This window comes from Methylobacter luteus IMV-B-3098, from assembly GCF_000427625.1.
Taxonomy (GTDB): Bacteria; Pseudomonadota; Gammaproteobacteria; order Methylococcales; family Methylomonadaceae; genus Methylobacter; species Methylobacter luteus.
On sequence record NZ_KE386569.1, the window covers coordinates 1,840,333 to 1,866,200 of the forward strand.

Below are 25,868 nucleotides of genomic sequence, written 5' to 3' on the forward strand. Positions count from 1 at the left end.
CTGTATGAAGATCGGTATACCCAAAGAGATCCACGAGGGTGAAAAACGTGTAGCTACAACGCCTGAAGCCGCTGAAAAAATCATTAAAATGGGCTTCGAAATCTGCCTGGAAAGCGGCGCCGGCGCCGGTGCCGATATTTCTGATGAGGCTTATAAGGAAGTCGGAGTCAAAATTGTCAAATCGGCGAAGACGCTATGGGATGAAGCCGACATCATCATGAAAGTCAGGCCGCCCGAACGCCATCCTGAACTGGCCATGGATGAGGTTGAACTCCTGCCCGAAGGCGGTCATTTGATCAGCTTTATCTGGCCTGCGCAAAATGAAGACCTGATGCAAAAACTGGCCGCCAAAGGCGCGACCGTGCTGGCCATGGACAGCGTGCCGCGCATATCCAGGGCGCAAAAACTCGATGCGCTCAGTTCCATGGCCAATATCGCCGGCTACAGGGCCGTCATTGAGGCGGCGCAGCATTTCGGCCGATTCTTTACCGGCCAGATTACCGCCGCCGGCAAAATTCCCCCCGCCAAGGTGCTGGTCATCGGCGCCGGTGTCGCGGGACTCGCCGCCATTGGCGCGGCCAAGAGCATGGGCGCGATTGTCAGGGCTTTCGACACGCGGCCTGAAGTCAAGGAGCAAATTGAAAGCATGGACGCCGAGTTCCTGATGCTGGATTTCAAGGAAGAAGGCGCCGGAACCGGCGGCTATGCCAAAACCATGTCCAAGGAATTCATTGAAGCCGAGATGGCGCTATTCGCGCGCCAGGCCATGGAAGTCGACATCATCATCACAACGGCCCTGATTCCGGGTAAACCCGCGCCCGAACTGATTACCCAAGGCATGGTCAAGTCCATGAAGCCGGGCAGCGTCATCGTCGATCTGGCGGCCGAGCAAGGCGGCAATTGCGCTCTGACCGAGAAAGATAAAGTCGTCGTCAGGCACGACGTCACGATTATCGGCTATACCAATCTGCCCAGCCGTCTGGCCAACCAGTCCAGCCAGCTATATGCCACCAACCTCAGGCATTTCCTGACTGAACTCTGCCCCGAAAAAAACGGCATACTCAACGTCAACATGGACGATGAAGTGATATGCGGCGCGACGGTCATCAAGGAAGGCAAGATAACCTGGCCGCCACCGCCGCCAAAAATATCGCTCACTCCTCCTCCGCAAACAGACGCACCCGCCTATCCAGCCGTCCTGGCACAACAAAAGAAACCAGCCATCCCTGATGCCATCAGGCCCTTTATACCATTAGTTATCGGCGGGCTCGCCCTGTTTGGTATCGGCTCTGTCGCGCCGGCTTCTTTCATGTCGCACTTTACCGTCTTCGTACTGGCCTGTTTCATCGGCTATCAGGTAATCTGGAATGTGACGCCGGCGCTGCATACGCCGCTGATGAGCGTAACCAATGCCATCAGCGGCATCATCGTGATCGGCGCGCTGGTGCAGATTTCGGCGCCGGGAAATCTCGCCATGATCCTGGCCGGCCTGGCCATACTCATCGCATCCATCAATATTGCCGGCGGCTTTTTAGTCACGCGCCGCATGCTTGAAATGTTCAGAAAATAAGGGGAAGAAGATGTCTCAAAGCTTAATTACGATGTCTTATCTGGCCGCCACGATTCTGTTCATTTTGAGCCTGAGCGGCTTAAGCCACCAGGAAACCGCCCGGCGCGGCAATTATTACGGCATGATCGGCATGGCCATCGCCATCATTGCCACTACTTTAACTTTAAACGGCGCGGTTAATGCCTATGTTGTTTTAATCCTGGCCTTGCTGATTGGCGGCTCAATCGGCGCCATGGCGGCCTTAAAGGTTGAAATGACGCAAATGCCCGAACTGGTCGCCATCATGCACAGTCTGGTGGGTATGGCTGCGGTTCTGGTCGGCTACGCCAACTTCATGGATCCCGGCGCCGCTCTCTCGGGTGCCGAGAAAACGATCCATGAATTGGAAATTTACATCGGCATTCTAATCGGCGCCGTCACGTTCTCCGGCTCGGTGATCGCCTTCGGCAAGCTCAGCGGCAAAATCAACGGCAAGCCGCTCCTGATACCGTTACGGCACTGGTTGAATCTGGGCCTGTTGATTTTCGTCATCGGTTTGGGCCAGGTGTTTCTTGAACAGACCGAAAGCGGTGGAGGCCTATACCCGTTACTCATCATGACTTTCATCGCGCTGATTTTCGGCGTACACATGGTCATGGCCATTGGCGGGGCTGACATGCCTGTCGTCGTGTCGATGCTGAACAGCTATTCCGGTTGGGCCGCCGCGGCTACGGGATTCATGCTCAGCAATGATCTGCTGATCGTCACCGGCGCCTTGGTCGGCAGCAGCGGCGCCATCCTCAGCTACATCATGTGCCGAGCCATGAACCGCAATTTTCTCAGCGTCATCGCCGGCGGTTTCGGCACGGGCACGGGCGAGGCGGCCGCCGTTGAAGGCGATGTCTACCCTATCGATGCAGAAGAAACCGCGCAATTGTTGCTGGCGGCCAAAAACATCATGATCATCCCCGGTTACGGCATGGCCGTGGCGCAGGCCCAGCATACGGTCAATGACATCACCAAGCTGCTCCGGGAAAAAGGCAAGAAAGTCCGCTTCGGCATCCATCCGGTGGCAGGGCGCATGCCCGGGCACATGAACGTATTGCTGGCGGAGGCCAAAGTGCCTTACGACATCGTTTATGAAATGGATGAAATCAACGAGGATTTCCCCAACGTCGATGTCACGATCGTGATCGGCGCCAACGATATCGTGAACCCGTCGGCGCTCGATGATCCGAATAGTCCGATCGCCGGCATGCCGGTGCTGGAATGCTGGAAAGGCGGCACCACGGTTGCGCTTAAGCGCAGCATGGCATCGGGTTACGCCGGCGTCGGTAATCCGTTATTCGTACTGGAAAACACGCGTATGCTGTTCGGCGATGCCAACGACACGATGCAGGCGGTGTTGAAGGCATTGCAGGGTTGATCAACGTATAAGGCTCAAGGTGAAAGCGGCATTTCTTGGGTCTTATTCCTCACATTTCCGGCCTTTAGTTTGTTCTTCAGTATTCCCCGTCCGCAAGTGCGGGGAATGCTTTCGACCAGCTCTGCGACCGCTGGGTTATACAGGACAGGTTTTCTTGATTTTATCGGGCGCGGATTCGCCGAGCATCCGCGATGTTCAATTGCCTGGTTTTGTCGGTTCATGCGACGGATTATACTTCGCAAACGCATACGACGGCACAGCACGGCCAAACTTCCCATCGGCCTACAAAAACTCAGCGAGTCTACAATAGAATTTGAATAAATATACCCAAAGCCAAGGCATCAGGGAATAATCCAGTAATTATGCCCTTACCTATTGATTAATTAGTTCCGCTAGCCTAGAAGGGTCATTAATCACTATTTGGTTACGACTGGTCTTAATGTACTTTTTCGATACCATCTGTCCCAAGACTCGAGCGATTACCTCGCGTGTAGTACCAAGGTGCGAAGCTATTTCCTGTTGCGTCATTTGAATCTTGGCATCTGCAGAACTGCGAAGTAGCAAAAAACTTGCGAGGCGTTTCTCTAAATTGTATGAATGCACTTCCTCGAGTTCTGCCATCAAACGAAAAACGATGGTGGAAAATGCCTGGACGGTCATGTTACGCACTGCTGGCTCAGATTCAAACAATATTCGATATAGCGGGCCAGGGATAACTGCAACGCTAGTGTTGGGCTTTGCCTCAACCCACGCAGGGTACAACAGTTCATTAAAGATGCAATTCAGTGCGAGAACGCAAGTTTCACCGGGATTGATTAAATATAGCGTTGCTTCTTTTCCGCTGGGTGTTAGCGTAAAAACCCTGAGTTGCCCTCCCACTACAACATAGGCGCCTGATACCCGCTGACTTTTTATAAGCACCGTAGTCTTCTTGGAGTAATTGACGTAATGAAGTCCACGGCCTAACAATGACTTGCTGATATTCGATAAGTTATCAAATGGCTTAAAGTTTTCAAGCTCAGCAGTGGACTTCGTATTTTCCAAAAATATCCCCTTTGCTTAATAGGTTACGCCCAGCTTTTTAGCCACGGCCTTGGTCTCGGTAAGGTGTTGCTCGAACCCAGGCAAAACCTTTTTAACAAGAGCGCTGAATTCGGCATTGCTAATTGCTGGTAGCAGCGTTCCCTTAACAGCATCAATGACAGATTGGTGAAAAGCAATTTCATGTTGCAAGTACGCTTCATCAAACTCAGAACCCGATTTTGATTGTAGTAATGCAACTGTCTTTGCATGATCTGATGCACTCGCGTCGTTGTCAGGTGGAATGGGAACAATATTCAGCTTCTTGGCAAGATCTCGTCCCATTTGTTGTACAGCTATATGATCTGTCGCCACCATTTTACCAAGATCACGAATTTCTTTTGAGTGTCCGTACTTCACACCAAGCCACCCCGTGGATATATCTACAGCGTTGGCTTGATCGAAGATAGCAAGAATCGTGGCATCGTCTAGTTTTCCACTTGCGACCGCGTTGCTACTCGAAAATACGATCAAGGCAGCGAAACCCGCCACAATTAGTGAATGATTAAGTTTCATAGATTAACTCCTATTTATGTACGCTACGAACATGTAGCAGTCAAAATAATAGAGAGAATCAAACCTTTTATCTGTAGCAAATGTTACAGAGTAAAGCCTCCTGCCTAATCGGGATAGGAAGAAGCCTCGCGGCTCCTCCCTCCCACACCACCGGGCATACGAATCACGTACGGTTTGATGATTCCTATCTGCCGCCCCGCCAAGGCGGTCAGCTCCATTTGTGCAAATACCTTCGCTGGCAACGCCAGCGATAACGCCGGGGTCTTCGACAATCGCCACGGGCCGTGTGCGCTTTTGCTGGTGTTTCACGCTTCTCGCACGGATACACCGCGTTTGCGTAGTTCCCGATAGCCCGATTTTCCCCATTGTTTCCAGATATAACAGCGTAGCTTCCGTCGTATCCATTTGTCGATGTCGCGCAACGGGCTCATTATTTCGATGATATCAAAGTCAGCTTTCCATCCAAGCAGGGCTTTTCTTAATTCTGCGATAATCTGTTCCAAACGGCGGCCTCTCGTACGACGGGTCAGTTCGCGAATACGGTCTTTAAGTTTTATTAAGGCTTTGTCGGCTGCTTTCAGTTTACTCCCGTTGCGACTGACGGTGAAGCCCAAAAACTTTCGGTTATCGGGACGATCCACCGTGCTTTTGAGCGGATTGACTGTGAGCTTCAGCCTGTCACTCAGCCAGTGTGTTACGCTTGCCATCACCCATTCCCCCGCACGTTTGCTTTTAACGACGATATTGCAGTCGTCAGCATAGCGAGCAAAGCGGTGGCCGCGCTTGTGCAGTTCCCAATCCAGTTCATTCAATACGATGTTGGATAATAGCGGCGACAGTGGACCACCTTGCGGAACTCCCATTGTGTATAGCGGAAGGGCGTCTCCTGTTTCCGACCCGTTTAACAAGGTATGACTCAAAACTTGATGTAAGTCTGCAAACAAAGGAGTGCAACTTGGCATCATTTATTTTCTGTTTTTCGATTGGAACATCGTTTAACTCTTTATACGCCTCTTCTTCAGACAGCCAATGATCGTAAACAGCTATAGCTACTTGTTGGTAGCCGTCCGTACTTTCATTAGAGGCGATAGTGGCTAAGCCAGGAAAACACTTAATAACCACCCGCCCAAGCGGGTGGGTTCGCATAACGGACTGAAAGTCCGGATACGCGTCGACTAAACGATGCGTCTTAATCCGGCTCCATTTTAAAATTATCATTTGGATTAGGCTCTAAGTGATGCTCCAAATATTGTTTGATCATGTCATCCGTCATCTGGCCAACGGTGGCGCAAAAATAGCCGCGCGCCTAAAAATGTTTTCCCCAATACCGCTTTTTCAAGTGAGGAAACTCCTCAAACAGACAGCTCGAAGTCCGTCCCTTGATTCTCCTCATGATTTCGCTTGGCGCCATATTCGGCGATGCACTCACCAAAATAGGGATATGATCTTTACTGACCACGCCTTTTATAATCCGTATCTCAAACGCTTCGCACGTCTGCCTCACCAAATCTCTTACTCGTTCAGCTATTTCACCACTCAGCACCTGGTAACGATATTGGGTTACCCAAACAAAATGGTATTCAATTGGGTAAACCGTATGACTGCCGTATCTATAGTCCATTGCCACCTCCTTGGCCGAATTATCGCCGCTAAAGCTGACCGGCTAAAGCCGGTGGTTTAAACCTTATGATGGAAAATTAATCAGGTTAGCCTGAGTTTTCCTATCTAGGTTTTGAAATCGACGATTAGTCACGGGAATCTCTTATGCTCTAACGTGGATCTAAAGGGCGGGCGCGATAGCGACCGTCCCGCTTTAGCGAAATGTTATGCGCATTATTCTGCAAAGCCTTCGTATCTTGGAGCAGAAAGGCCCGCTTCATACCATGAAGACCTATCGTCCCAGAAGATATTGTGTCCAGGGAGGATACACGGCTTGGAATCGAGAGAACCGGCAGGAATAAAAAGCTTCGTACCGCTTTTGTTTAGAAACGGCAACCCAGAGCCGCATTCAACGCAAAATACTTTAGTGAAGAGGCGTTCACCGAGATAGTCAAAACGTTTGACATATTGAGCGCCAGAAATCCATGTTATCTCTGCCGGCTTCGCCTGAATGTTTGCCGCGAAGGCAGATCCTGTAACCTTCCTGCACTGTTTACAATGGCAAAAGTAAAACTGCTGGAATTCTGAAGTGATGGAATATCTAACCTTCTCACAGAGACAACTACCCGTTACTACAATTTGATTCATCGTCGATTCCTAATGCACATAACGATCAAGGTCAAGGACGCTGCGCGACGCTTTATCGCGCAACGTCCCCTGCACCATCGGGTTAGCCGTCGAGTTCTTTGACATAGACGCCATATTCAACTCCGTGGATTGCTGGTGTGCCGGATACCCACTTGAACCCCATGCGTTGGTACATGGACAAGGCAACATGCATGAGTTCGCTCGTGTGCAGAGCGAAGACTGACGCGCCGTCGCGCTTGGCACGACGAAGACATTCTTGCGCCAATGCGCGGCCGATACCACGCCCTCGAAAATCGGGCGCAACGACAAGCATTCGCATGATCGGCCACTCTGGCCGAAAGAACTCCGCTTTGGGCATGCCCGGGCCGACATACGCGACAGCGCCCATTATTTGACCTTCGACTTCAGCAACAATAATTTCGCCAACATCGGCTAGCGCGGACATGTTTCCGATTTTTGCTCGAAATCCCGGCCAGTTCTGATACGAGCTCTTGAATTGCTCAAAGGCCCGCAGAGCCAGAGCATTGACTTGCGCTGAATCGCTTGGCAGAAAGTCGCGGACTACGAACATGGATGCTTTCGACGGCTAACGCCAAGCTAAGGGGTGCGCAGCGAAGCGGAGCATCCCTTTGAGCGACGCGTTATGCCAATTGTTGTTTGAGTTCATTAATTTTTGAACACGCAGATTCAAACAGATTGTAAACTGGTTTAGTCGCTCACGATGGTAGTTCCATGTCGCGATCAGTGCGGACAACGCTGAGATACAAGCTGCAATTGCTGAGATAACAACGACTGGTTCAAGAGTCATAGAGTATTTGCCCAATTGCCTAACGTGGAGTTGGACGAAGCCGCTAACGCGGAGAAAAAGCCCCATCGCCCGATTATTTATAGAATGTAACCTCAAGCCCTCACTGCGAGGGATCATTCCACGACGAATCATGAGGTTACTCGACAATGACATCATCATCCGAATCCGATTTCAAGCGCAATTATCAAACCCATCTTAAACACCTTAAGCTCAAAGGGCTCCAGCCCAAGACGATAGAGGCTTACGCCCGTGCCATCCGGCGTAGCGGTCAGTATTTCGATGAACAAATCGATGACCTGTCCGAACCGCAGTTGACCGATTATTTTACCGATTTGCTGACATCGCATTCCTGGAGCGCGGTCAAGCTCGATCTGTACGGCCTCAAGTTCTATTATACCCATGTGCTGCGCAAACCCTGGGCAGCCCCCCATCTGATCAAGCCGCCCAAGGCCCAACGCTTGCCGGATATTGTTAGCGTGGGAGAGGCTCAGCAACTTTTCCTGGCCACCCATGTGCTCAGTTACCGGGTTTTCTTTTTCACCGTCTACAGCTTGGGTTTGCGCCTCGGCGAGGGCTTGCGCTTGCAGGTGGGCGATATCGACGCCGAACGTCAGCGCGTGCATATCCGCGATGCCAAGGGCAACAAGGATCGCCTGGTGCCCCTGCCGGCGGCCACATTGTCCTTGCTGCGCCGCTTCTGGCAGGTTCATCGTAACCCGGTGTTGCTGTTTCCCAATCGCCATGGCGGCCTGAAAGGCGCATGCCGTGCCACCACCCCTCTGGATCGCGGCGGCGTACAAACGACGCTACGCAAGGTGGCTCAAGACTGTGGCTTAAAAAAAAGATTTCCCCGCACAGCCTACGTCACAGCTATGCCACGCATCTGATCGAAGCCGGCGTCGATCTGCTGGAAGTGCAGAAAATCCTCGGCCACCATAGTATCCTCACCACTGCCCGCTATACCCATCTGACCGACGGCACGAATCAGAACGCCAACCAGGTGACCAATACCTTGATGAATGGCTTTGCCCTGGACTGGGGGAAAGTGAAATGATCCTGCTGTCATCGATCATCGAAACCTTTGAATCTGAATTTCTGGAACGTTATCAGAGCTTGCTACTGCCCAGCCACCGTCAGGCGCTGGCCGCCATGAAGCACTGCCGCACCTCGCACAGTCCCGTGATGCTGGCGCAATGCGATGACTGCGAGAGCCAACGCTACGTGCCGCATTCCTGCGGTCATCGCAGTTGTCCCCACTGCCAGCAGCACGAAAGCCAGCAATGGCTGGAACGCCAACTGCAAAAGCAGGTGCCGGCCGAGTATTTTCTAGTGACCTTCACCTTGCCCAACGAACTCAGAGCGCTGGCTTGGCAACAGCAACGCACGCTGTATGACTTGCTGATCCGCTGTAGCTGGGAGACCGTCAAAGCCTTCACGCAAAACGACCCACAGCTTCAGGGGAACGCCGGCGCCATCACCGTGCTGCATACCCATTCTCGCCGCCTTGATTACCATCCCCATGTGCATCTGGTGATACCGGCGGCGGCCATTGACCCGAACAAACGGCTGTGGCGCACCAAAAAAGGCCAAGATCAGCACAGAACCGGTTATCTGTTCAATCACAAGGCCCTGGCCAAAGTCTTCCGTGCCAAACTGCTCGAGGCTATTGCACAAGCAGGGCTGGCACTGCCCGACCGTTACGATCCACAGGGAGGTGGGGAGTGCAGAAACCGCAGGGAGCGGGTTTCTGTCCCCAAAAAATGGGTCGTCGACGTCAAGTCCGTCGGCCGCGGCGACCAGGCGCTGGTCTATCTCGGACGCTATCTTTATAACCACAGGGAGGTGGTGTATGCAGGTTTTGCAGGAGCGAAAACCTGTCAAAGGCGTCATTCAGGAAAAGGCTATTATCGCCTGCCGGGACGGCCAGGTGACTTTCCGTTACCGGGACAGCAAAACCCGGCAGAGGCGCACCCGAATCCTGCCCGGCGCCCAGTTTCTGTGGCTGATCCTTCGGCATGTCTTGCCCAAGGGCTTTCGGCGGGCCCGCAATTTCGGCTTTTTACACCCCAACAGCAAACGCCTGATCCGCCTGCTGCAAGTCCTGCTCGGTGTGAATCCGAACCAGGCCCTGGCCTGGCCTCAAGTGCCGGTGCTGCGGCGGTGACATGCGCATTGTCAAAACGCAGATGCCGCCTTCCTCCATAAGGCTGGCAGTGCCAACGGGCTAGCGAAACCGAAAGGAACAGGTTATGTAAATCCATCCGTCATTCCGGCCCGGCCTGAATCGGCATGTTTGCGCCGAGGCCTGCGCTCGGCTCAAATTCGGGGCTTAATACGCCTGAATGCATCCCTTTCCGGATGTTATTGCCGTCATGGCGACCCTATTGGCTTGTTTTTGAGCCTTAACGCGTCAGACAAGCCACCGCATCCCACAAACGCCGAAAAGCTATTTTCTTATATTAAAGTCAGATCCGTATCACCGGTGCGTATTCTGATTTATTTGAACACCGATTCTGGACAATTTGAACAGTTAAAATCCTAACGCATCCGTGGCAGTGAATTTTTATCCCAAGTGTTCAACTTGAGTCAAGGAATTCAATTTTTTACGCATCGATTCGCCTTTCAGATTGATCCGGTGCGAGTTGTGCACCAACCGGTCCAAAATGGCGTCGGCCAGGGTGTTGTCGCCGATCGACTGATACCATTGATCGGTGGGCAATTGACTGAGGATGGCGGTGGCGGATTGGTCATGCCGATCATCCATGATTTCCATTAAGTCATTGCGGGTGGCGGCTTTTAACGGCTCCAACCCCCAGTCGTCGATGATCAGCAAATCGAAGTTGGCCAGGGTTTTGAGCAGTTTGCTGTAACTCCCGTCGGCTTTGGCCTGGGTCAGGGCCAGGATGAGGCGGGAGAGCCGGACATAGCGCACGCTGTACGCTTTCAAGCAAGCTTGATGACCCAGCGCACAAGCGAGATAAGTCTTGCCGCTGCCGCAGGGGCCGGTCAGCAACAGGTTCTGCGCTTTGCGGATCCAGTCGCACTGCAGCAATGCCGCCATTTGGCTTTGCTGCAACCCCCGGGGATGCTGGTAATCGATGCCTGATGCGTGAGCTTTGAGTTTAAACTGGGCCGTCCGGATCAGTCGTTCCTGTTTGCGTTGCTGGCGTTCCTGGTTTTCCTGGTCGACCAGCAGTTGCAGGCGTTCGGCAAAAGACAGGCCTTCATAGGGGCCAGGTTGCTCCTGTTGCGTTTGCAGGGCCGAGGCCATGCCGGTCAGTTTCAGTTGCCGCAGTTGGCTGAGGGTTTGTGCAATCATTTTTGGGTAATCCTTGGGTTAATCGTTTATGGGGCAACGGACTTCAGTGAAAACTGTCAGGTCCGCGAATATTTTCATGATCCTGGGGAAGTAAAGAGGTTTGCACAAACATGGGATCCGGTAACTGATCNCGGTGACTGAGCAGAATGGCTTTGATGTTTTTCAATCGATACAGGCCCTCCCGATTGGCGAGGGCGCAGGCCCGGTTCAAACGTTCGGGCGGATAGCTACGCTGCAGATTCAGCAAACCCAAGCAGACGCGGTAGGCCTGTTCCGGATGCTGTTGACGGTTTAACTGAGCGTTCACCCAGCGCAGCACCTCAGGCCCCAGCGATTGCGCCCAGTTCATCAGCCGTCCCGGCGTCCATTGTTGATGCCTGGCGTGTTTTTCCGGCCTATGCGCTGGTTCTGTTGTGGTGCCGGGATGGAACTGGCGGACATGGGTGGCGATGCGCCGATTCAGAAAATAAACCTCGATCAAGCGCTCGCCGGCATGAATCTCCACCGGTTCGCCGACGCAATGATGCGGGACTGAATACAGGTGGTGCTCGTACTGGACGTGGTAATCGATAGCGACCCTGGCGGTCTTGATCGCGACATACTGATAGGCGTGTTTCGGCAGCGGTGCCAGCGCCGGCCGATCGAGTTGCTCGAACCATTGCCGGCGACTGCCCGGCCACTGCTTGAACGGCTTATCGTTCAGCTCGGTCAGCAGGGCTCGAATGCACTGATTCAGTTCGGCCAGCGAGAAAAACGTCTGATGGCGCAGCCGGGCCAGGATCCAGCGTTCGACCAGTTGCACGCCGACTTCGGCCTTGGCCTTGTCTTTGGGCTTGTAAGGCCGGGCCGGCAGCACTGCCACTCCGTAATGGGCGGCCAGCTGTTGATAGGCCGGATTGAGCTCCGGCTCATAGCGGCAAGCCTTGCTGACCCCGCTTTTCAGATTATCGGGCACCAGCAGCGCCGGACAGCCGCCGAAAAACTCGAAGGCCCGCACATGGCTGCCTAGCCAGTCCGGCAGACTCTGGCTCCAGGTGGCTTCGGCATAGGTGTAACTGGAAGCGCCCAGCACCGCGACAAAGATACTGGCCGGCCGGATCTCGCCGCCAGCGCAGACGATGGGCACGGTCGGACCGGCATAATCGATGAACAGCTTGTCGCCGGCCCGATGCATTTGCCGCATGGAGCGCTGCTGCCGCTTCAGCCAGTCGGCATAGCGGGCGCAGAACTGCGAGTAGCTGTAACAGCGGTTCGGATACTGTCGGGNATATTCTTCCCACAGCAACTGNTTGGTCACGCCTTTTTTCNTCAGNTCCTGATGAATCTCCGACCACACCGGCTGCTGAAATTTTCTGGCAGGCCGGGCATCGGATCCTGGATATAACCTCAACGCCAGGGCTTGGTCATCCAGATCATCCGGCAGCGGCCAGCAGAGCTGATGCTGCTCGGCCAGCTTGAGGATGTTTTGAATGCTGCCGACACTGATCTTGGTGCCGGCGCTGATTTGCCGAATACTCAATCCGGCACTGAGACGCAGTCGTAAAACTTCTCTGATTTTTCGCATGGCAATTCGTTGGGCTGACATATCCTTTCCAAAAATCGGAACAGGATACTAAGGTTTAACAAAACAATGCGTTAGGAAGGATTCTGGCCATCTGAACAGCCATTCCGGCAACTTGAACACCGATTCTGGAAATGCTCCAAAAAGTGTTCAGCTTGAAACCAGAATCAATGTTCAACTTCGTTCAGAATCAGTGTTCAGATTGAATCAGAATAGGTGTTCAGGTTGGGCCAGAATATGCAACCGGGCTTGTCCAACAACCGGTTCAGATTGTGGTTCGCTTTGCTCACACAATCTAACCTTATTCGTTTGAACCTCGATACCCGTGGATCATCTTGTACAACGTGCTCCGCAATATGAAAGAATTCTTTAATGGCTGAATCGTTTAAAGCCGCTTCGCGAGGCAACATGCGACCTAGAAATTCTGTGCCCCCCAAAGGGACTGTTCAGGGTCAATGACCGCAAACTGAATTTGATCTTCTGTTGTTCGACACTCAAAGCCGACGGAACGTCGTTGATCTGGTATGCCCCCTTCGGCCCATCCACCGAGACCGATAGCCATTGTTACGCCTCTCTCCAAGTGTCCGATTGTCCAACTGGCAAAGTAGACGGCGTAAGCGTCATTGTTGTTGTATACGAAGCCATACACTGTCTCGGTTTTGTTACCGCAGCACTCACAGTAAGTAGATTCCTTCGCTTCACCTGGCTCGATGGTTATTTTCGCCACGTCACTTTCCCTCATGAGGTATAATGTGGAATTAACCAGCCTGCGCGGCTCTTTGCGCAGATCCGGTTGAATGATGGGTTAGCAACATGTTCGGTACCGTGCTGCGCCAAGGGTGTGCGGTCTCTAGTTGTCCAGCAAGCTGGAACAAAAGCCGGTCATTGCCCTCTGCGGCCATGAAGTGCGCGCCGTGCGGCAGGTTGTTGCGATCCCAATAGAGAGGAACGGACATTGCTGGTTGCCCTGTCATATTGGCAATGGGGGTATATGGTGTCTGGAAAAGGGACTTCTGAATGACAGAATCCAAAAACTTGTCGGAGCAAATTTTTCTTCCCAACCCTGTTGAAGCGAGAAAGCGGATTGCAAGCCGTTCCACGGGATTGGGATCAAGAGCATTGGACGGAAGCGGCGGGGTGGCTACGGTTGGCGTCAGGATGACGTCGTACTCATTGTGAAGTTCGGACATGCGGCTGGCGGCTTTCTTCCACACGTCCAGGGCCCAAGCCACGCGCTCGTCACCTATACCGCTACCAACTGTTGCCATGAATCGGGTGTTCAGCTCGATAGGCATGCTTTTCTCCTGCATCCCGATCAGACGCGCCATATCGGTGACATCTCGCGCCGTGTATCGGAAAACGACGGTCAAAAAGGCGCGCATCAGCTCGCTGCCATCGAAACCCCAGATCGGGGTGCCGATGTGATGGCCTAGCTGTTCGCAATATTTCGCTGCGGCCTCTGCTGTGGAAATGCAATCCGCATGGACGGGCGTGCCTGTTGGAGACTGAGTAATCAGTCCAATCTTCATGCGGGGCGGTGTCTGCATCGCCGCGTGAAGGGATGAATGTTCCGGTGGACTGAGTGTCGAATATCCAGCATCGGTATTACCAACCATCACGTCGAGATAGGCAGCACTGTCGCGGACGCTCAACGTGGATACATGGCTAACGACCGCGCCACCCCATGCTTTGCTGAGGTCTTCAAATCGGTTCAGACCGCGAGAGGGTTTGAAGCCAAATATTCCGCAATACGAGGCTGGAAAGCGGATTGAGCCGCCCCCATCGCTGGAATAGGCCATTGGAACGACTCTAGCGGCAACCGCAGCAGAGCTGCCTCCACTCGACCCTCCCGAATTCAGCTTTGGATTCCAAGGATTTCTGGTTTCACCGAAAGCGGCGGGAGCGGTAAGCGACGATGCTCCAAGCTCCGATGTGTTGGTCTTTCCGAAGACAACCAAACCTGCCCGGATGATTCTGTCGGCCATGCCGCTGTTGGCATCGGGAATGAATCTCTTCATCGCATTGCTACCGTTTGACAGTGGATAACCGGCAAACGGCAGCCTCAAATCCTTTACAAGAAACGGAACTCCACAGAAAGGCGCATGGAGATCTGTCTTTGCCACCAAGGAGTCTGCCAGTGAATCCATCGAGCAGATAACCGCATTGAGGGTGGGATTTACCGCGTGCAGGCGCGTCCTGGCTTCATGCAATAGTTCCTGTGAAGAAACGTGACCCGTGCGCACTAATTCCGCAAGGCCTAAAGCATCAAAATCTTGGTAGTTCGAGAGTCCGCTCATTGGTTTCTATAGCCGCTAACGCCAAGATCAGCCGTCAAGGGGCGCATCGCGGCCCGAGGTCGGCTGGAGCGCGACGTGTTATGCGATTCGCTCCATTCTTCGTGGGTAATCCGATACAACCGCACCTCCTTTCCATGAAACCGCACTTCCCTGAAGCTACGGAATCCCGCTTTCTCGGCGACTCGCAATGAGGCAATGTTTGCGGGCTCGATAATTGCCACCACTGACCCGCACTCTTTTACCCTGAACGCATATGCGAGACCTGCCCCCGCCGACTCGGTGGCGAGGCCTTTGCCCCAGTATCGCCGTGCTAGACGATATCCAAGACTGGTTTCTTCCTTATCTCCGACATGCTCAGGGCCAACTCCGCAGAAACCAATGAAAGCGGAAGTTTCCTTTTCGATGAGCGCCCAGGGCCCGATTCCGTGCGACTTGTAGCTCACCGAGCACCATTCTATGAATTTCCGGGTAGCCACCTCATCACACACGCCACAAACCGAATGCTTCATGACCTCTGGATCGCCAAGAATCTCCATCAGTGCAGGCACGTCACCCGGAGAAAGCGGTCTAATCAGCAGTCGTGATGTCGCGCCAATCTGCTCCATTTCTCCCTCACGCATAACGTTCGCCATAACCGGCGAGCAAAAGCAGAGCGAAGCGGCGCTTTTGTACGTCCGTGTTGATGGCGTTGTTAGCTCTCATTACGTAACAGATACGTTTTGTACCAAGATGTTGCCATTGACGTTGATGAGACGGAGAAACGCTATGTGCTCGCCGTTGGATTTTGTGTACTTCTGTTTCCAGAAGATGGCGGCATCCGTTTCCTTTCTAAAAACTGCAACGAACTCCCTTTCCGCAAAGAAACCGAGTTTGGCTTGGTATTCCTTGCACTGCGCTTCCAGATTCTCTTTTGTAACAATTGCCTTTAATTGATCGGTGAAGTCTCTAATGTGCCGCTCATGATCGATGTCGGTCGAGGCTTGCATGAGGTTGTCCATTATCGGATTGGCGATTGCTAGGATTTCAGATTCCGACATCTTCAGCCAGTTCATGGTGTGTCCTTCTGAGAGCTAAGGGGCGTGCCGCCCACGGGAGGCGGGCGGAGCCCCAAAGCTTGATAAATTACAAAGCTTTAAAACCGCCATGAGGCGGCACGTCCCTTTGAGCGCCATGTTAGGCTTTTAGCTTTACTCTGACCCCAGTTATTCCGTTTGATTGACAGGCTACAGGCCACAACACTTTTTATACTTTTTACCACTGCCGCATGAACAAGGTCTATTTCGGTCTCTTCCACTTTGGTTAGGTGGCGCAACATCAACTTTTTCTTTTTCGGCGCTTTTAACTACAACTGATTTTATTTGTTTAAGAAACAGACGAGGCGATTTATCTGGAAACAACTTATTTAACCAAAATGTATCTAGCGCACATGCTGCAATACCTGCTGGAGTGCTTTGTACGCCAATAGCAGTTGTAATGACAAAACGAAGCGTTTTCATGAGATAAGAATCTGCAATGCTAGTTTGCTCTAACGAATCTTTAAAAGCATTAACAATATCCTCATGAGAGTTTTGCGGCTGAAATGTACTTAGCCATTTTCTGAAGTTTTCCGCAGATTTTAATTCTCGTAAATCAAGAAGTTGTTCTGCTGTAATTTTATTATCAGCAAACGCCAATCCAACATCAGGAACTCCTAAAATTTCTTGAATTTGGGCAAAAGCTTTTTGTCCTTCAATTGGCATACCTACGCGCTGTCCTTTAGCTTTTAAGAGAGAAAGCGAGTAATCGTCTCCGGTAATTTCGTCAACTTTCAAATCCGAACTTATCCCTAATACAAAATTTTCAAATGCAGCATGAAGAACAGCCCCAATTTCAGATTTATCTTCTTCGGCATGAGGGGAATATATCCTTATTTGGTTAGGTTTGATTCCTTTTAGTTTATTTAGTGGTCTTCCATTATTTCTGATGCTTAGAAAATTTCTTAAATAAGGACTTCTTTTAATATCGCTATAAGTTTCAGCTACAAATGTTTCAGCTTTAATATTTGAAGTCACTGAAACTACTTTATCAAGCAATAAGTTAGTAATAATTCTTTTTCTATCTGCATTTGCTATTGGGGTTGAGAATCTTAATACAGTATCAATGCACTCATCAAGAGGGGCAAAATATAAGTTAAAAAGATTAGAATTATGTTGTCCATATTGATCCGCTACAGAAAAAAAATTTAATCCATTTCCACCATACATAAACCATTTATCATATCGAGCAAGTACTAGAACATTACTTTTTACTAGGAGTCTGTCGGACAGGGTTCAGTATTATGATTCTTATTTGACCGATATGGATTATTGGCGGCATTGAGTCTTCGGTTCTGCCCAACCAAGAGCTATTTCGGGTTATTTTTCCGTTATCCGGCCGCCAGCACATGCATTCGCTTTAAATTGAAGGCCATAGTCACCAGTTTCCACTCACCAGCTACCGCATCAAGACCTCTCAGCGAGAATTGGCGGAAGCCCAGTACCTGTTTGATGATCCCAAATACCGGCTCGACCGTGCTTTTGCGTTTACCATAAAGCGTGCGGCCACTCTGGGTTTTGAGTTTCCAGGCCATTTTGACCAGCGGGTCATCGCTTTCAGGTTCCGGTGCATCCGGCGTCAGGCGTTCCGCCAATGGCAGATGATGGGCTTCCCGGCCCAGCGCGATGAGGGGTGTAATTTTTTGCTCCACACAGGCCTGGATGTTGTCTTTGCTGAAGTAGCCGTTGTCGGCCAGCAGCATTTCCGGCTTGCCGAGGCTGTCCGGCAAGGCGTTCAGCGCTTTCAGCATCGGCTCGACTTGCCGCTTGTCGTTGGTATGCTGGCTGAGCGTGGCGGCAACCACCAGCAGGCTGTCAACATCGACGGCCGCCTGGGCATTGTAGCCCTGCACGAAGCCGTCCTTGCTCGGCATGATCCGCGATGCTTCGTCGGTCAGGTTGATCTGGTCCTTAGCTTGGGGGCCGGTTTCGGGCGCCTTGGGCTCCTGGCCTCGGGGTTTTTTGCCCGCCTGGCGCTGGCGCTCCCGGTCAGCCAGTCTCTCCTGGTGGTCTTTTTGGGCTTGTTCGTCCCGTTCTTTAACCCGTTCGGCAATCTTGGCCTTGGCTTCCGCCAAGGCTTTCAAGCGATCTTCCCGACGCGCGACTTCCGCCGGCAAATCGATACCGTCGGCCAATTCTTCCTGATCAACGTCCGCTGCCTTTTTCAGCAGGGCCTGCACTTCCTCACGCAATTGCGCTTCCAGCTTTTCGATGTGGCCATGGGACAAGGCCTTGTGCTTCGAGGCATTGGCCTTGATTTTGGTACCATCCAGCGAAATCTGTCCCAGCTTGACGAGTTTCATCGTCTGCGCCAGTGTCAGCACTTGTACGAACAAGTCCTCCAACTCCACCAGAAAGGTCTTGCGGAAATGAGCCAGGGTGTCATGATCGGGATGATGATTGGCAGCAATGAACCGAAACGCCACTGAATCGTAGGTTGCCCGCTCGATCTTGCGACTGGAGAACGTGCCGGTCGCATAACCATAGATCAGCAGGGCCAACAGCAGTGCCGGATGATAAGCCGCTGAACCCCGTCCAGAATAATGGCCTGTCAGTTTTGATAGATCGAGCTGATCGATCACTTCGACGATAAAGCGTGCCAGGTGGTCTTCCGGCAACCATTCGTCCACGGACGGCGGAAGCAAATACTGTTGGTTACGATCAAACTGAATAAAGCGACTCATCAGAAATCATGGCGGTAAAATGATTGAACTCATCACTATTTTACAACTGATGAGATTTAAATGCTGATAAGTCCGACAGACTCCTAGCTCATCAAATATATCTTCACCCAATAAAATACGAAGAACTGGCAGTATTTGAAGATTACCTGTAGGTATAAATATTTGGTCATAAAGCAGGATGTAATTAGCTAATGAGCGTTTAATTTCGCTCGATGCAACCATAGCATCAGAAACTTTATTCAAATTTTGAAAAACTGGCCAAATGCCTAAATCAGTAGCAAAAACTTTTCTCAAATTAAAATCTCAATTTTGAAGCCTAACGCCTAGCTCACCCGACGAAAACCGCATAGCGGTTTTTGGTCGGGTGAAGCGCCGTGTTATACATTTTCATGGCTCAGTTTTGGCTTGAGATACTTTTCTATTTTCTCGATTGCCGAAACGAGATCTTTTTTGTATTCATCCGGCTCATCGCTCAAATCGTCATACATAATATCTCGAGCTTTCTTATCTATATTTCTTATTGCCTCTTTTGAGGCTTCAGCGGTATCTGGATTTATGAGTTCAATGTAGTGGCGAATTCTCGTAAACAACTCATGTTCAAGATCGAAAACCTTTTTGAATAGTTCTTTCAGCTCGACACCCCAAATTGCTTCCGCTTCCAGAAGGTCGGCATATAGCGATGTCCTTTCTATTTGAACTTTGTCCCATCTTGCCTGGTAGGCTTTAGAGGTGCCGTAGAATCGCATTTGTTCGGGGGACATTTTTGCTGCTTCATCCTCTGGGGGTGAAGGCATTTCGTATGCCCACATGGCAGGATGCCTAACGCCATTAATTGCATCTCTATATTTGAATACTGTCACCAATATTCGCCGCGACAACTCGTACTCAGATTGTCCCTTCAGTTGACGTTGCCAAGTACCCAGACCCTGTACAGCTACAACCGCACCTGTTATTGCTGCACCAGATAGCACGAGATCTTTTAGCCGCGACACTATTTCTGTGCAGGTCAATTGATGCTCCTTTTAGGTATAACGAGAAGCTCAGCGGCGCCGAAAAGGCGCTAGCCTTTTTGGCATCCGATGGAGCGACTGGTTATGTCTTTTCATGTGGCATGCCTTGGATGAACCAGTTAAATGTGCCGACGGACGTGACCACATGTTCGGAGTCCTTAACTTCAACGCTGACCGTAATAGACGATCGCTGTTTCTTCCCGAACTGCTCTTTGAAGGCTAAAACGGCTTCTTCCGATACTGAAGGGAACGCGAAAATAGCATTGCCCGCCGGCTTCTTAAACTTGATATGCGATTCTCGCAGTAATGGGATAGCTTTCCCGACAAGCTCAGGAAACAGCAGTTGCAGTGCTTCACCGCTCGCCGTCTCCGCAAGTGCGAACTGCGCGCTCGCGTGAACCCCTTTCAAGTGGTTTTGGATCGAGGCGCTGAACGGCAACTCAAGCACGCCTTCCTCTGTTCGGCATATGCCGACCTTCTCAATGAAGGGGATCCCGATTACATCCATGCCAGATTTCTCCTCAGACATAACGTTAAATTAAGGGGCGCGCTTTAGCGCGTCCCGCTTGAATAAATTGTTAGGCGGCGGGTTGCTCTGCAGATGCAAATTGCAGCGATTGGTACGGGGTAAACAGTCGCACAGGAGATCCCTCTAGCGCCTTGACTAGCTCAGGCGGCGCATTACCGCATACCTCACCAGATGCAGTGCACGTCTTTAGCATGGCATCCATCAGTGCGCCGATATTACTGAGATGCTCCATTAGAGATTGCGAATCACGATACCTTTCGAGAACGAGGCATTCAGTCTGATCTTGGTTGAAATACAACTCGTACTGCAATGTGCCCGTATCTTTCGTTCGAGCCACTTCCATACATTGAGAAGAAACTCGCTTGAACTCTTCAAGCTTGCCATCATGAATCTTCAGCCTAGCTATGCCTTGGATCTCGTTCATCATTTTCAATACCTCCTATGGTTAGTTTCCCGCCGCCTAACGTTTAAGATAACTGGCCCCGGCCTTCGCTGAGCTTAACCGAAGTCACAAGCCTACAAGCTTGCACAAAACCCGATAAAGAACCCTAGGCCGGGTTCCGGTTGATCGCCATGTTAGGCTAAAAGTCACCACGAACTATGGACGACCAGTTTGGGGGTTCCTCTTCAATTATCCGCAAGGAGGCTGGGAGAGATTCCCGCAAAAAGATAATAGCTTCTGTCGTTCGTCCCTTTCCAAGAGAGCGTATTACATCCCGACGCTCACCCGCTTTGGTTTGCACCCGAATACGCCGATCCCTGATCGGACCAACCACGCGAATCGATTCCAAATCTGTTAATGCAAATGCATTTTTGCCCATTACAACGCGATCGTCAAATACAATGTCCTCTGGGCCGATCACGATCAGAGGAGATTCGCCAACTGGCCCGTAAGATAATCTCCGCCATGCGTAAGTAAAAAAGCCAAACGACGCAATCATTGCGCTCCACCACCTTTCAGCCGCCAATGCTACGACCAATACGCTTCCCAGCACAATTATTCCCAAAAGGAGCAAATGTGCAGAGAATCGTGGATCTGACCGATAGAATATTCTCTGTTCCATGCAGCGTTTTTCGTGGAGCCTAACGTTGCAAATAACCGGGCGCGAAAAGCGCGTAGCGGTTTTTGCGGTCCGAGTTAATTTGCCTTGTTATGTGGCATATTTAATTTAGCCAACAACTCATTGAAACTTTCATTGGCATTTTTATGAGCAGTATCGATTAGTATTCTACCCTCATCCCAGGAATCATATTCTCGTTCTTCTACTTCTTTCCAGCTCGGCAAATCCATACCGGGAATATCACACTCCCTCTCTTTAATTCTTTTTTTATGCTCTTCTGTATCTGAGCATATAACTTCTATGTTTGTATAAAATGAACTATTTGAAAGGGCGACTTCCTGCCACTCACGCCGGGTTAATTTTATTGGATTACAAGAATCAGCTACAACACTATTTCCGAGCATCAAATTATCAGCGGCTATTCGATACGACAGCCGATATCCCTCCCCCTCTACCTTAAAACCACATAGATCACGCATACCTTGCTCGATGGTATCAATTCTCAAGAACACTGCCTCTACATGATTGGCAAGAGACTTGGCTAGAGTAGTTTTTCCAGTACCAGGTAACCCCGAAAATATATACAGATGATTCCTTTCAGATTTCACGATTCACCCTTTGCCACATAACGACCAGCGTAACCGGCGCCCAACGTAGCGCAGCGTAGTTGGGCGTCCGAGTTGACGCTGTTGTTAGCTGATTTAATGCTGAACACGACGCACCCCTACCAAAACTCCGTCGTCCGACAACGCGATATCCAGAGAGTCATAGTCGATACGAAACCCCGACCACATACCAAGGTTGTAGCTGAGCAGGTTTTTGACGTCTTCGACATCAGGCTTTCCAAGCAGCGCGACAACTTCCATTCTTTTCATTCCCTTGCGCAAATGCGACGCTACTAAGTCTTCGTACATTTCTCCACGAGGATTATCTGGGTCCATATTTTCGTAGAAGGAAACCCACACCTCCCGATCAAACTCACGATTATTGAACGGGTCATCCGCGAGAGTGAAGTAGATGTAGCCGAAGAACGCCACAATTCCGAGGATGCCTGCCGCCAGCAGACCAGCAATTCGTTTTAGCAGCTTATTCATGGGCATATTCAGCTAACGTGAAGCTAAGGGGTGCGCAGCGAAGCGGAGCGTCCACTTGAGCGCAGGGTTAGCGGGCATTTTCTAGCACCTCTTCACCAGACTTAACCCAACTTTGCAAAAAGGTTTGATCAGCCGTAAACATACCGGAAAGCGTTGGTCCAAGACTGAAATTGTCGGGGCTAAATTTGTACACCACCTCTAACGCGCCGTTTTTGTGCAACGCAAAGTGGAACTCAATATTTTCTTCCATGTTACCCCATGAAGCCTCGACATTTTCCCCAACCGATGCTTCGAGATACCTTAGGGTTTGAATGAAACTACTCCATTCCTTCTTTTCAACCGTGCATGAAAAGTTGCCTTCAAACTTAGGCGCACGAATTTGAACAATGGTCTTCATCCACCCCTCACTGTCTGGGGAGGAGAAAGTAAAAATTGATTCAAGACCGTGGCCGGAGATCTTCATTCTTTGCTCGCTAACGTTCGCCATAACCGGAGGCAAAAAGCATAGCGACGAAGGAGCGACGCTTTTTGCCGTCCGTGTTTATGGCGTTGTTATGAGTCATATTACGATACTCATGAGAACACCCAAGACGCCTGGTATGAAAATGGCCTTAAAAATGACGGTGTGTACCTCCTGTGGGAACGAACCTCCATCCCATACCGGGAGATTCCCACCAAGTTCCATTAATGCCGCCCACCCGACCAATGCGGAGCCTACATATGCAACGAATTTGCTTGGGTTGAATGGAAGGGAAAAACTCAATTTCTGTAAATAGAATGCCGCAAGAAGCGAAACTGCGCTAACGACAACCATAGTCCAAAAGGACGACCAAAGTGCCTGTGAAATTTTATTAGTCATCTCGGCGTACCCATTTTGGTAACCAACCTCCCATGACCGCAGTATCTCTTCTCCGCGCTCTTGTTCCAGTTTCTTTTGATCCGGGGCCTCCAGATTGGCAGCCATACCATCACTTACAGCCATGTCTAAATATTTCTTCCTGGCAACGAAGAAAAAAAGCGCTCCCAAATAAGGATTTTGACGTTGGTAACTGAAGCTCATAGTGCGGATGACTTATAACGCAAAGCTAAGGGGCGCGCCTTTCACGGAAGACTAGCAAAGCCGCCGAAGCTGGAAAAACAATAAACCTTTAAAACCGCCACGAAAAGGCGGGTCCCGCTTGAGCGCAATGTTAGCCATGCCTTTGCACCAACCGTATTAACTGCAACCCAATAATAAGTAGAATGCCTAGATTAGTTAAAACTTGGCTTATTCTGAACTTATTTATGTAGCTCGACGGATACCCCAAAGTAGTTAATTTTTTCACTTGGCGTAAATAAACCGTACCGAGAATTACAAACAAATAAAAAAGTGAGAACATAAGCGACTCTACCGCATATTGCGGGTATTGGCCGATAAACAAGTACGCAATGGTAAATGGGGATACGTATAAAAGAAACGCAATTGGATTCATCATTTTTTGTTTCTTTGAAAGTTCGAAATACTTGACATCAAGTTTTTTACCTTCCTCGACAAGTATTTTAAGTCCCCAATAAAATAGTCCAAGACCAGTAAGCATAACAAATAGATCAAGATTAGTTCGCATATTAAATTTCTTTAAGGCTAACGCAGAGCTAAGCCGACCGCTAGAGCGTAGCGGAAGCGGGTCGGCTTGAGCGCCGGGTTATGCGTGATGTTTGATTTTACTTCCATACACTTTTTTGATGGGAATCGAGTCCAAATCTATACCTTCCAAGCACCGGACATTGACCGCCCATCCATCGAAAGGCTTCGAACCTTCGAGAATTTCTTCAGGCGTTGGATCACTTGGTCGTCTGAAAGGAAGGATGCCACACGTGGGACAAAAGAAATCTTTCGCCGTTTTGCTTCCCCATTGATACAAAACAAGGTCTTCCCATGGGGTAAGCAAATTTAGTTTCTTTTTCGGAATCCGATGATTCAAGGCTCCACGTTTTTTACAAATAGAGCAATCGCAAACACGCACGTGATCTATTTCAGCTTCAATCTCGAAGCGAACCCTTCCGCAATGGCACGAACCGTTGTATTTAGTCATTACACATAACTCTCCATGAGGCATAACGTGAAGCTAAGGGGCGGACGCGATAGCGGCCGTCCCGCTTGAGCGCAAGGTTATGTTTCAGCATGCCGCCTCCTACAAAATGCACGAACAACGGCGGCAACAATGCCAACGACTATGAGCCAGGCAACAGAGTAAATAAGAAGGACTGGGAGAACCAGTGGATTAAAAAGTGAATACCAAATGTATTCAGACTTACTGCATTCCCAGTCAGCATCCAATAACCCGCAATGGCCGTTGTATCCGTCAGCGATAAACCAAGCCTCTAGCGCTACAAACCCTATGATCGGCGCCACGGCAACAAACCACCACGAAATGCGTTTGCATTGCATCCGCTGTTTATCCTTCTGCAACATAACGATAAGTAGACACCTTCTCAGGTGTATATAAAATTGAAATCGCAGGTGTATAATGCCACTCTCGCAATCCGTTAGGCGTGATTCTATAGTAATCGCTATATTGATATCAACCTTATTTATGCAAACTCAAAACACCCCTCCAAAACTCCTTGATCAGGTCCGCGAGCGTATCCGTGTCAAGCACTATAGCATCCGTACCGAAAAGCAATATGTGCAGTGGATTAAGCGTTTTATTCTGTTTCACGGGAAACGCCATCCTCAAGAGATGGGAGTGTCAGAGGTGGAAGCTTTTTTAACGCATCTGGCAGTGGAAGGAAAGGTGTCGGCCTCAACGCAAAATCAAGCCTTATCCAGTTTGCTGTTTTTGTATAAAGAGGTGCTGTTAATCGATTTGCCGTGGCTGAATAATGTCGTGCGCGCCAAGCAGCCGCAACGTTTGCCGAATGTGTTGACGCGCACCGAGGTGAGGGCTGTATTGGTGCGGATGAGCGGAATCCATGGCTTGATGGCCAATCTCCTGTACGGTACGGGCATGCGCTTGATAGAGTGCGTGCGCCTCCGGGTGAAGGATGTGGATTTTGAACGCGGCGAGATTTTGATCCGCGACGGCAAGGGCGCCAAGGATCGGGTGACGGTGTTGCCGGATAGTTTGCTGGATGCGATGCATGCGCAATTGGCGTTGCATCGACAGTGGTACGAGCAGGATTTGGCGCTGGGCAAGATAAATGTCTGGCTGCCCGATGCCCTGGCAGTCAAGTACCCCAACGCTTCAAGGGAATGGGGCTGGCAGTATGTGTTTGCCGCCAAAATTTATTCGGTTGATCCTCGCGGCAAAACTGAACACCGTCATCATGTTGAGGAAAAACAGGTACAGCGGTATGTTAAAAAAGCGGCCTTGGCGACGAATATCGCCAAGTCGATTTCGCCGCACACTTTGCGTCACAGCTTTGCAACGCACATGCTGCAGGCCGGCTACGATATTCGTATGGTGCAAGAGTTGCTAGGCCACAGTGACGTGGCGACGACGATGATTTACACCCATGTTTTGAACAAAGGCGGCAAAGACGTTATCAGTCCGCTGGATCAATTCTAGCAAGTGGCTTGAAGGCGCTTGCGGAACCACGATTCCTCATGCTCGATCTCTCGTATTCCGCAAACT

Annotated in this window: 27 protein-coding genes and 3 pseudogenes; 5 read left to right on the forward strand and 25 right to left on the reverse strand. The window is 50.6% G+C overall.

What is annotated here, in order from left to right:
• Nucleotides 1-4: 4 nt before the first annotated feature.
• Together METLU_RS0110390 and pntB are read left to right on the forward strand one after the other, a co-directional pair.
• Nucleotides 5-1,570, forward strand: coding sequence for a Re/Si-specific NAD(P)(+) transhydrogenase subunit alpha (locus METLU_RS0110390; protein ID WP_027158157.1), 1,566 nt, complete (start codon nucleotides 5-7; stop codon nucleotides 1,568-1,570).
• 10 nt (nucleotides 1,571-1,580) lie between these two features.
• The gene (pntB, locus tag METLU_RS0110395) at nucleotides 1,581-2,975 is read left to right on the forward strand and encodes a Re/Si-specific NAD(P)(+) transhydrogenase subunit beta (RefSeq protein ID WP_027158158.1); all 1,395 of its coding nucleotides are present in this window, start codon (nucleotides 1,581-1,583) and stop codon (nucleotides 2,973-2,975) included.
• 372 nt (nucleotides 2,976-3,347) lie between these two features.
• Here pntB and METLU_RS25090 read toward each other — a convergent pair whose 3' ends face one another.
• From METLU_RS25090 to METLU_RS0110425, 6 genes and pseudogenes are all read right to left on the reverse strand, one after another.
• Complete coding sequence (locus tag METLU_RS25090; RefSeq protein WP_051299870.1) at nucleotides 3,348-4,019, reverse strand: Crp/Fnr family transcriptional regulator; 672 nt, start codon at nucleotides 4,017-4,019, stop codon at nucleotides 3,348-3,350.
• Between the two features lie 15 nt (nucleotides 4,020-4,034).
• On the reverse strand, nucleotides 4,035-4,571 hold the full coding sequence (locus tag METLU_RS25095) for a DUF4142 domain-containing protein (protein WP_051299871.1): 537 nt from the start codon (nucleotides 4,569-4,571) through the stop codon (nucleotides 4,035-4,037).
• A 305-nt stretch (nucleotides 4,572-4,876) separates the two neighbouring features.
• Entirely contained in the window at nucleotides 4,877-5,434 is a 558-nt protein-coding gene (locus METLU_RS28370; protein ID WP_051299872.1) for a reverse transcriptase domain-containing protein, read from the reverse strand.
• A gap of 326 nt (nucleotides 5,435-5,760) precedes the next feature.
• Nucleotides 5,761-6,192, reverse strand: a pseudogene (gene tnpA, locus METLU_RS25105) (IS200/IS605 family transposase).
• Between the two features lie 212 nt (nucleotides 6,193-6,404).
• Nucleotides 6,405-6,818, reverse strand: a complete 414-nt coding sequence (locus METLU_RS0110420; RefSeq protein WP_027158159.1) for a GFA family protein — start codon at nucleotides 6,816-6,818, stop codon at nucleotides 6,405-6,407.
• Nucleotides 6,819-6,900: 82 nt separating this feature from the next.
• Nucleotides 6,901-7,389 (reverse strand): GNAT family N-acetyltransferase, encoded by a 489-nt coding sequence (locus METLU_RS0110425; protein ID WP_036243027.1) that lies wholly within the window; start codon nucleotides 7,387-7,389, stop codon nucleotides 6,901-6,903.
• 383 nt (nucleotides 7,390-7,772) lie between these two features.
• Between METLU_RS0110425 and METLU_RS0110435 the strand changes: the two are divergent.
• A pseudogene (locus METLU_RS0110435) lies at nucleotides 7,773-8,680 on the forward strand (tyrosine-type recombinase/integrase).
• Nucleotides 8,677-9,854, forward strand: a pseudogene (locus METLU_RS25110) (IS91 family transposase). Before METLU_RS0110435 ends, METLU_RS25110 begins: the two co-directional pseudogenes overlap by 4 nt.
• A 335-nt stretch (nucleotides 9,855-10,189) precedes the next feature.
• Here the strand turns inward: METLU_RS25110 and istB are convergent.
• From istB to METLU_RS0110555, 19 genes are all read right to left on the reverse strand, one after another.
• Nucleotides 10,190-10,945, reverse strand: coding sequence for an IS21-like element helper ATPase IstB (gene istB / locus METLU_RS0110455; protein WP_027157889.1), 756 nt, complete (start codon nucleotides 10,943-10,945; stop codon nucleotides 10,190-10,192).
• Nucleotides 10,946-10,988: 43 nt separating this feature from the next.
• Nucleotides 10,989-12,530, reverse strand: a complete 1,542-nt coding sequence (gene istA, locus METLU_RS0110460; RefSeq protein WP_027158164.1) for an IS21 family transposase — start codon at nucleotides 12,528-12,530, stop codon at nucleotides 10,989-10,991.
• A gap of 734 nt (nucleotides 12,531-13,264) precedes the next feature.
• Nucleotides 13,265-14,803, reverse strand: coding sequence for an amidase (locus tag METLU_RS25120; RefSeq protein WP_051299874.1), 1,539 nt, complete (start codon nucleotides 14,801-14,803; stop codon nucleotides 13,265-13,267).
• Nucleotides 14,800-15,423: a GNAT family N-acetyltransferase gene (locus tag METLU_RS25125; protein ID WP_196806530.1), complete on the reverse strand. Its 624-nt coding sequence runs from the start codon at nucleotides 15,421-15,423 to the stop codon at nucleotides 14,800-14,802. The genes METLU_RS25120 and METLU_RS25125 overlap by 4 nt, the downstream gene beginning before the upstream one ends.
• Nucleotides 15,424-15,504: 81 nt before the next feature.
• The gene (locus METLU_RS0110485; protein ID WP_027158165.1) at nucleotides 15,505-15,855 is read right to left on the reverse strand and encodes a hypothetical protein; all 351 of its coding nucleotides are present in this window, start codon (nucleotides 15,853-15,855) and stop codon (nucleotides 15,505-15,507) included.
• Between the two features lie 171 nt (nucleotides 15,856-16,026).
• Nucleotides 16,027-17,046: an SEC-C metal-binding domain-containing protein gene (locus METLU_RS28650; RefSeq protein ID WP_051299875.1), complete on the reverse strand. Its 1,020-nt coding sequence runs from the start codon at nucleotides 17,044-17,046 to the stop codon at nucleotides 16,027-16,029.
• 161 nt (nucleotides 17,047-17,207) lie between these two features.
• Nucleotides 17,208-18,560 carry an IS1182 family transposase gene (locus tag METLU_RS0110495; protein WP_027158166.1) on the reverse strand — a complete coding sequence of 451 codons (1,353 nt, stop codon included), beginning with the start codon at nucleotides 18,558-18,560 and terminating at the stop codon, nucleotides 17,208-17,210.
• A 6-nt stretch (nucleotides 18,561-18,566) separates the two neighbouring features.
• On the reverse strand, nucleotides 18,567-18,854 hold the full coding sequence (locus METLU_RS27895) for a hypothetical protein (protein ID WP_196806531.1): 288 nt from the start codon (nucleotides 18,852-18,854) through the stop codon (nucleotides 18,567-18,569).
• An 83-nt stretch (nucleotides 18,855-18,937) separates the two neighbouring features.
• Nucleotides 18,938-19,570 (reverse strand): hypothetical protein, encoded by a 633-nt coding sequence (locus METLU_RS0110500; RefSeq protein ID WP_027158167.1) that lies wholly within the window; start codon nucleotides 19,568-19,570, stop codon nucleotides 18,938-18,940.
• Nucleotides 19,571-19,652: 82 nt separating this feature from the next.
• Nucleotides 19,653-20,078 carry a PaaI family thioesterase gene (locus METLU_RS0110505; protein WP_027158168.1) on the reverse strand — a complete coding sequence of 142 codons (426 nt, stop codon included), beginning with the start codon at nucleotides 20,076-20,078 and terminating at the stop codon, nucleotides 19,653-19,655.
• A 70-nt stretch (nucleotides 20,079-20,148) separates the two neighbouring features.
• Entirely contained in the window at nucleotides 20,149-20,526 is a 378-nt protein-coding gene (locus tag METLU_RS0110510) for a putative quinol monooxygenase (protein ID WP_051299876.1), read from the reverse strand.
• A gap of 154 nt (nucleotides 20,527-20,680) precedes the next feature.
• Entirely contained in the window at nucleotides 20,681-21,163 is a 483-nt protein-coding gene (locus tag METLU_RS0110515; RefSeq protein ID WP_027158170.1) for a hypothetical protein, read from the reverse strand.
• Nucleotides 21,164-21,237: 74 nt separating this feature from the next.
• Nucleotides 21,238-21,768: an AAA family ATPase gene (locus METLU_RS0110520; protein ID WP_036243029.1), complete on the reverse strand. Its 531-nt coding sequence runs from the start codon at nucleotides 21,766-21,768 to the stop codon at nucleotides 21,238-21,240.
• A 93-nt stretch (nucleotides 21,769-21,861) separates the two neighbouring features.
• The gene (locus METLU_RS0110525) at nucleotides 21,862-22,254 is read right to left on the reverse strand and encodes a hypothetical protein (RefSeq protein ID WP_027158172.1); all 393 of its coding nucleotides are present in this window, start codon (nucleotides 22,252-22,254) and stop codon (nucleotides 21,862-21,864) included.
• 67 nt (nucleotides 22,255-22,321) lie between these two features.
• On the reverse strand, nucleotides 22,322-22,717 hold the full coding sequence (locus METLU_RS0110530; RefSeq protein ID WP_027158173.1) for a WapI family immunity protein: 396 nt from the start codon (nucleotides 22,715-22,717) through the stop codon (nucleotides 22,322-22,324).
• A 96-nt stretch (nucleotides 22,718-22,813) separates the two neighbouring features.
• Nucleotides 22,814-23,314 (reverse strand): hypothetical protein, encoded by a 501-nt coding sequence (locus METLU_RS0110540; RefSeq protein ID WP_027158174.1) that lies wholly within the window; start codon nucleotides 23,312-23,314, stop codon nucleotides 22,814-22,816.
• A 130-nt stretch (nucleotides 23,315-23,444) separates the two neighbouring features.
• Nucleotides 23,445-23,858: a hypothetical protein gene (locus METLU_RS0110545; protein ID WP_027158175.1), complete on the reverse strand. Its 414-nt coding sequence runs from the start codon at nucleotides 23,856-23,858 to the stop codon at nucleotides 23,445-23,447.
• A 78-nt stretch (nucleotides 23,859-23,936) separates the two neighbouring features.
• A complete protein-coding gene (locus METLU_RS27315; RefSeq protein ID WP_081679078.1) occupies nucleotides 23,937-24,326 on the reverse strand; it encodes a GFA family protein in 390 nt (129 codons plus the stop codon).
• Nucleotides 24,327-24,403: 77 nt separating this feature from the next.
• Nucleotides 24,404-24,706: a hypothetical protein gene (locus tag METLU_RS0110555; protein ID WP_027158177.1), complete on the reverse strand. Its 303-nt coding sequence runs from the start codon at nucleotides 24,704-24,706 to the stop codon at nucleotides 24,404-24,406.
• A 121-nt stretch (nucleotides 24,707-24,827) separates the two neighbouring features.
• On the opposite strand from METLU_RS0110555, the gene METLU_RS0110560 reads away from it, so the two are divergent.
• Complete coding sequence (locus METLU_RS0110560; RefSeq protein WP_036243031.1) at nucleotides 24,828-25,802, forward strand: integron integrase; 975 nt, start codon at nucleotides 24,828-24,830, stop codon at nucleotides 25,800-25,802.
• The last annotated feature ends 66 nt before the right edge of the window (nucleotides 25,803-25,868 follow it).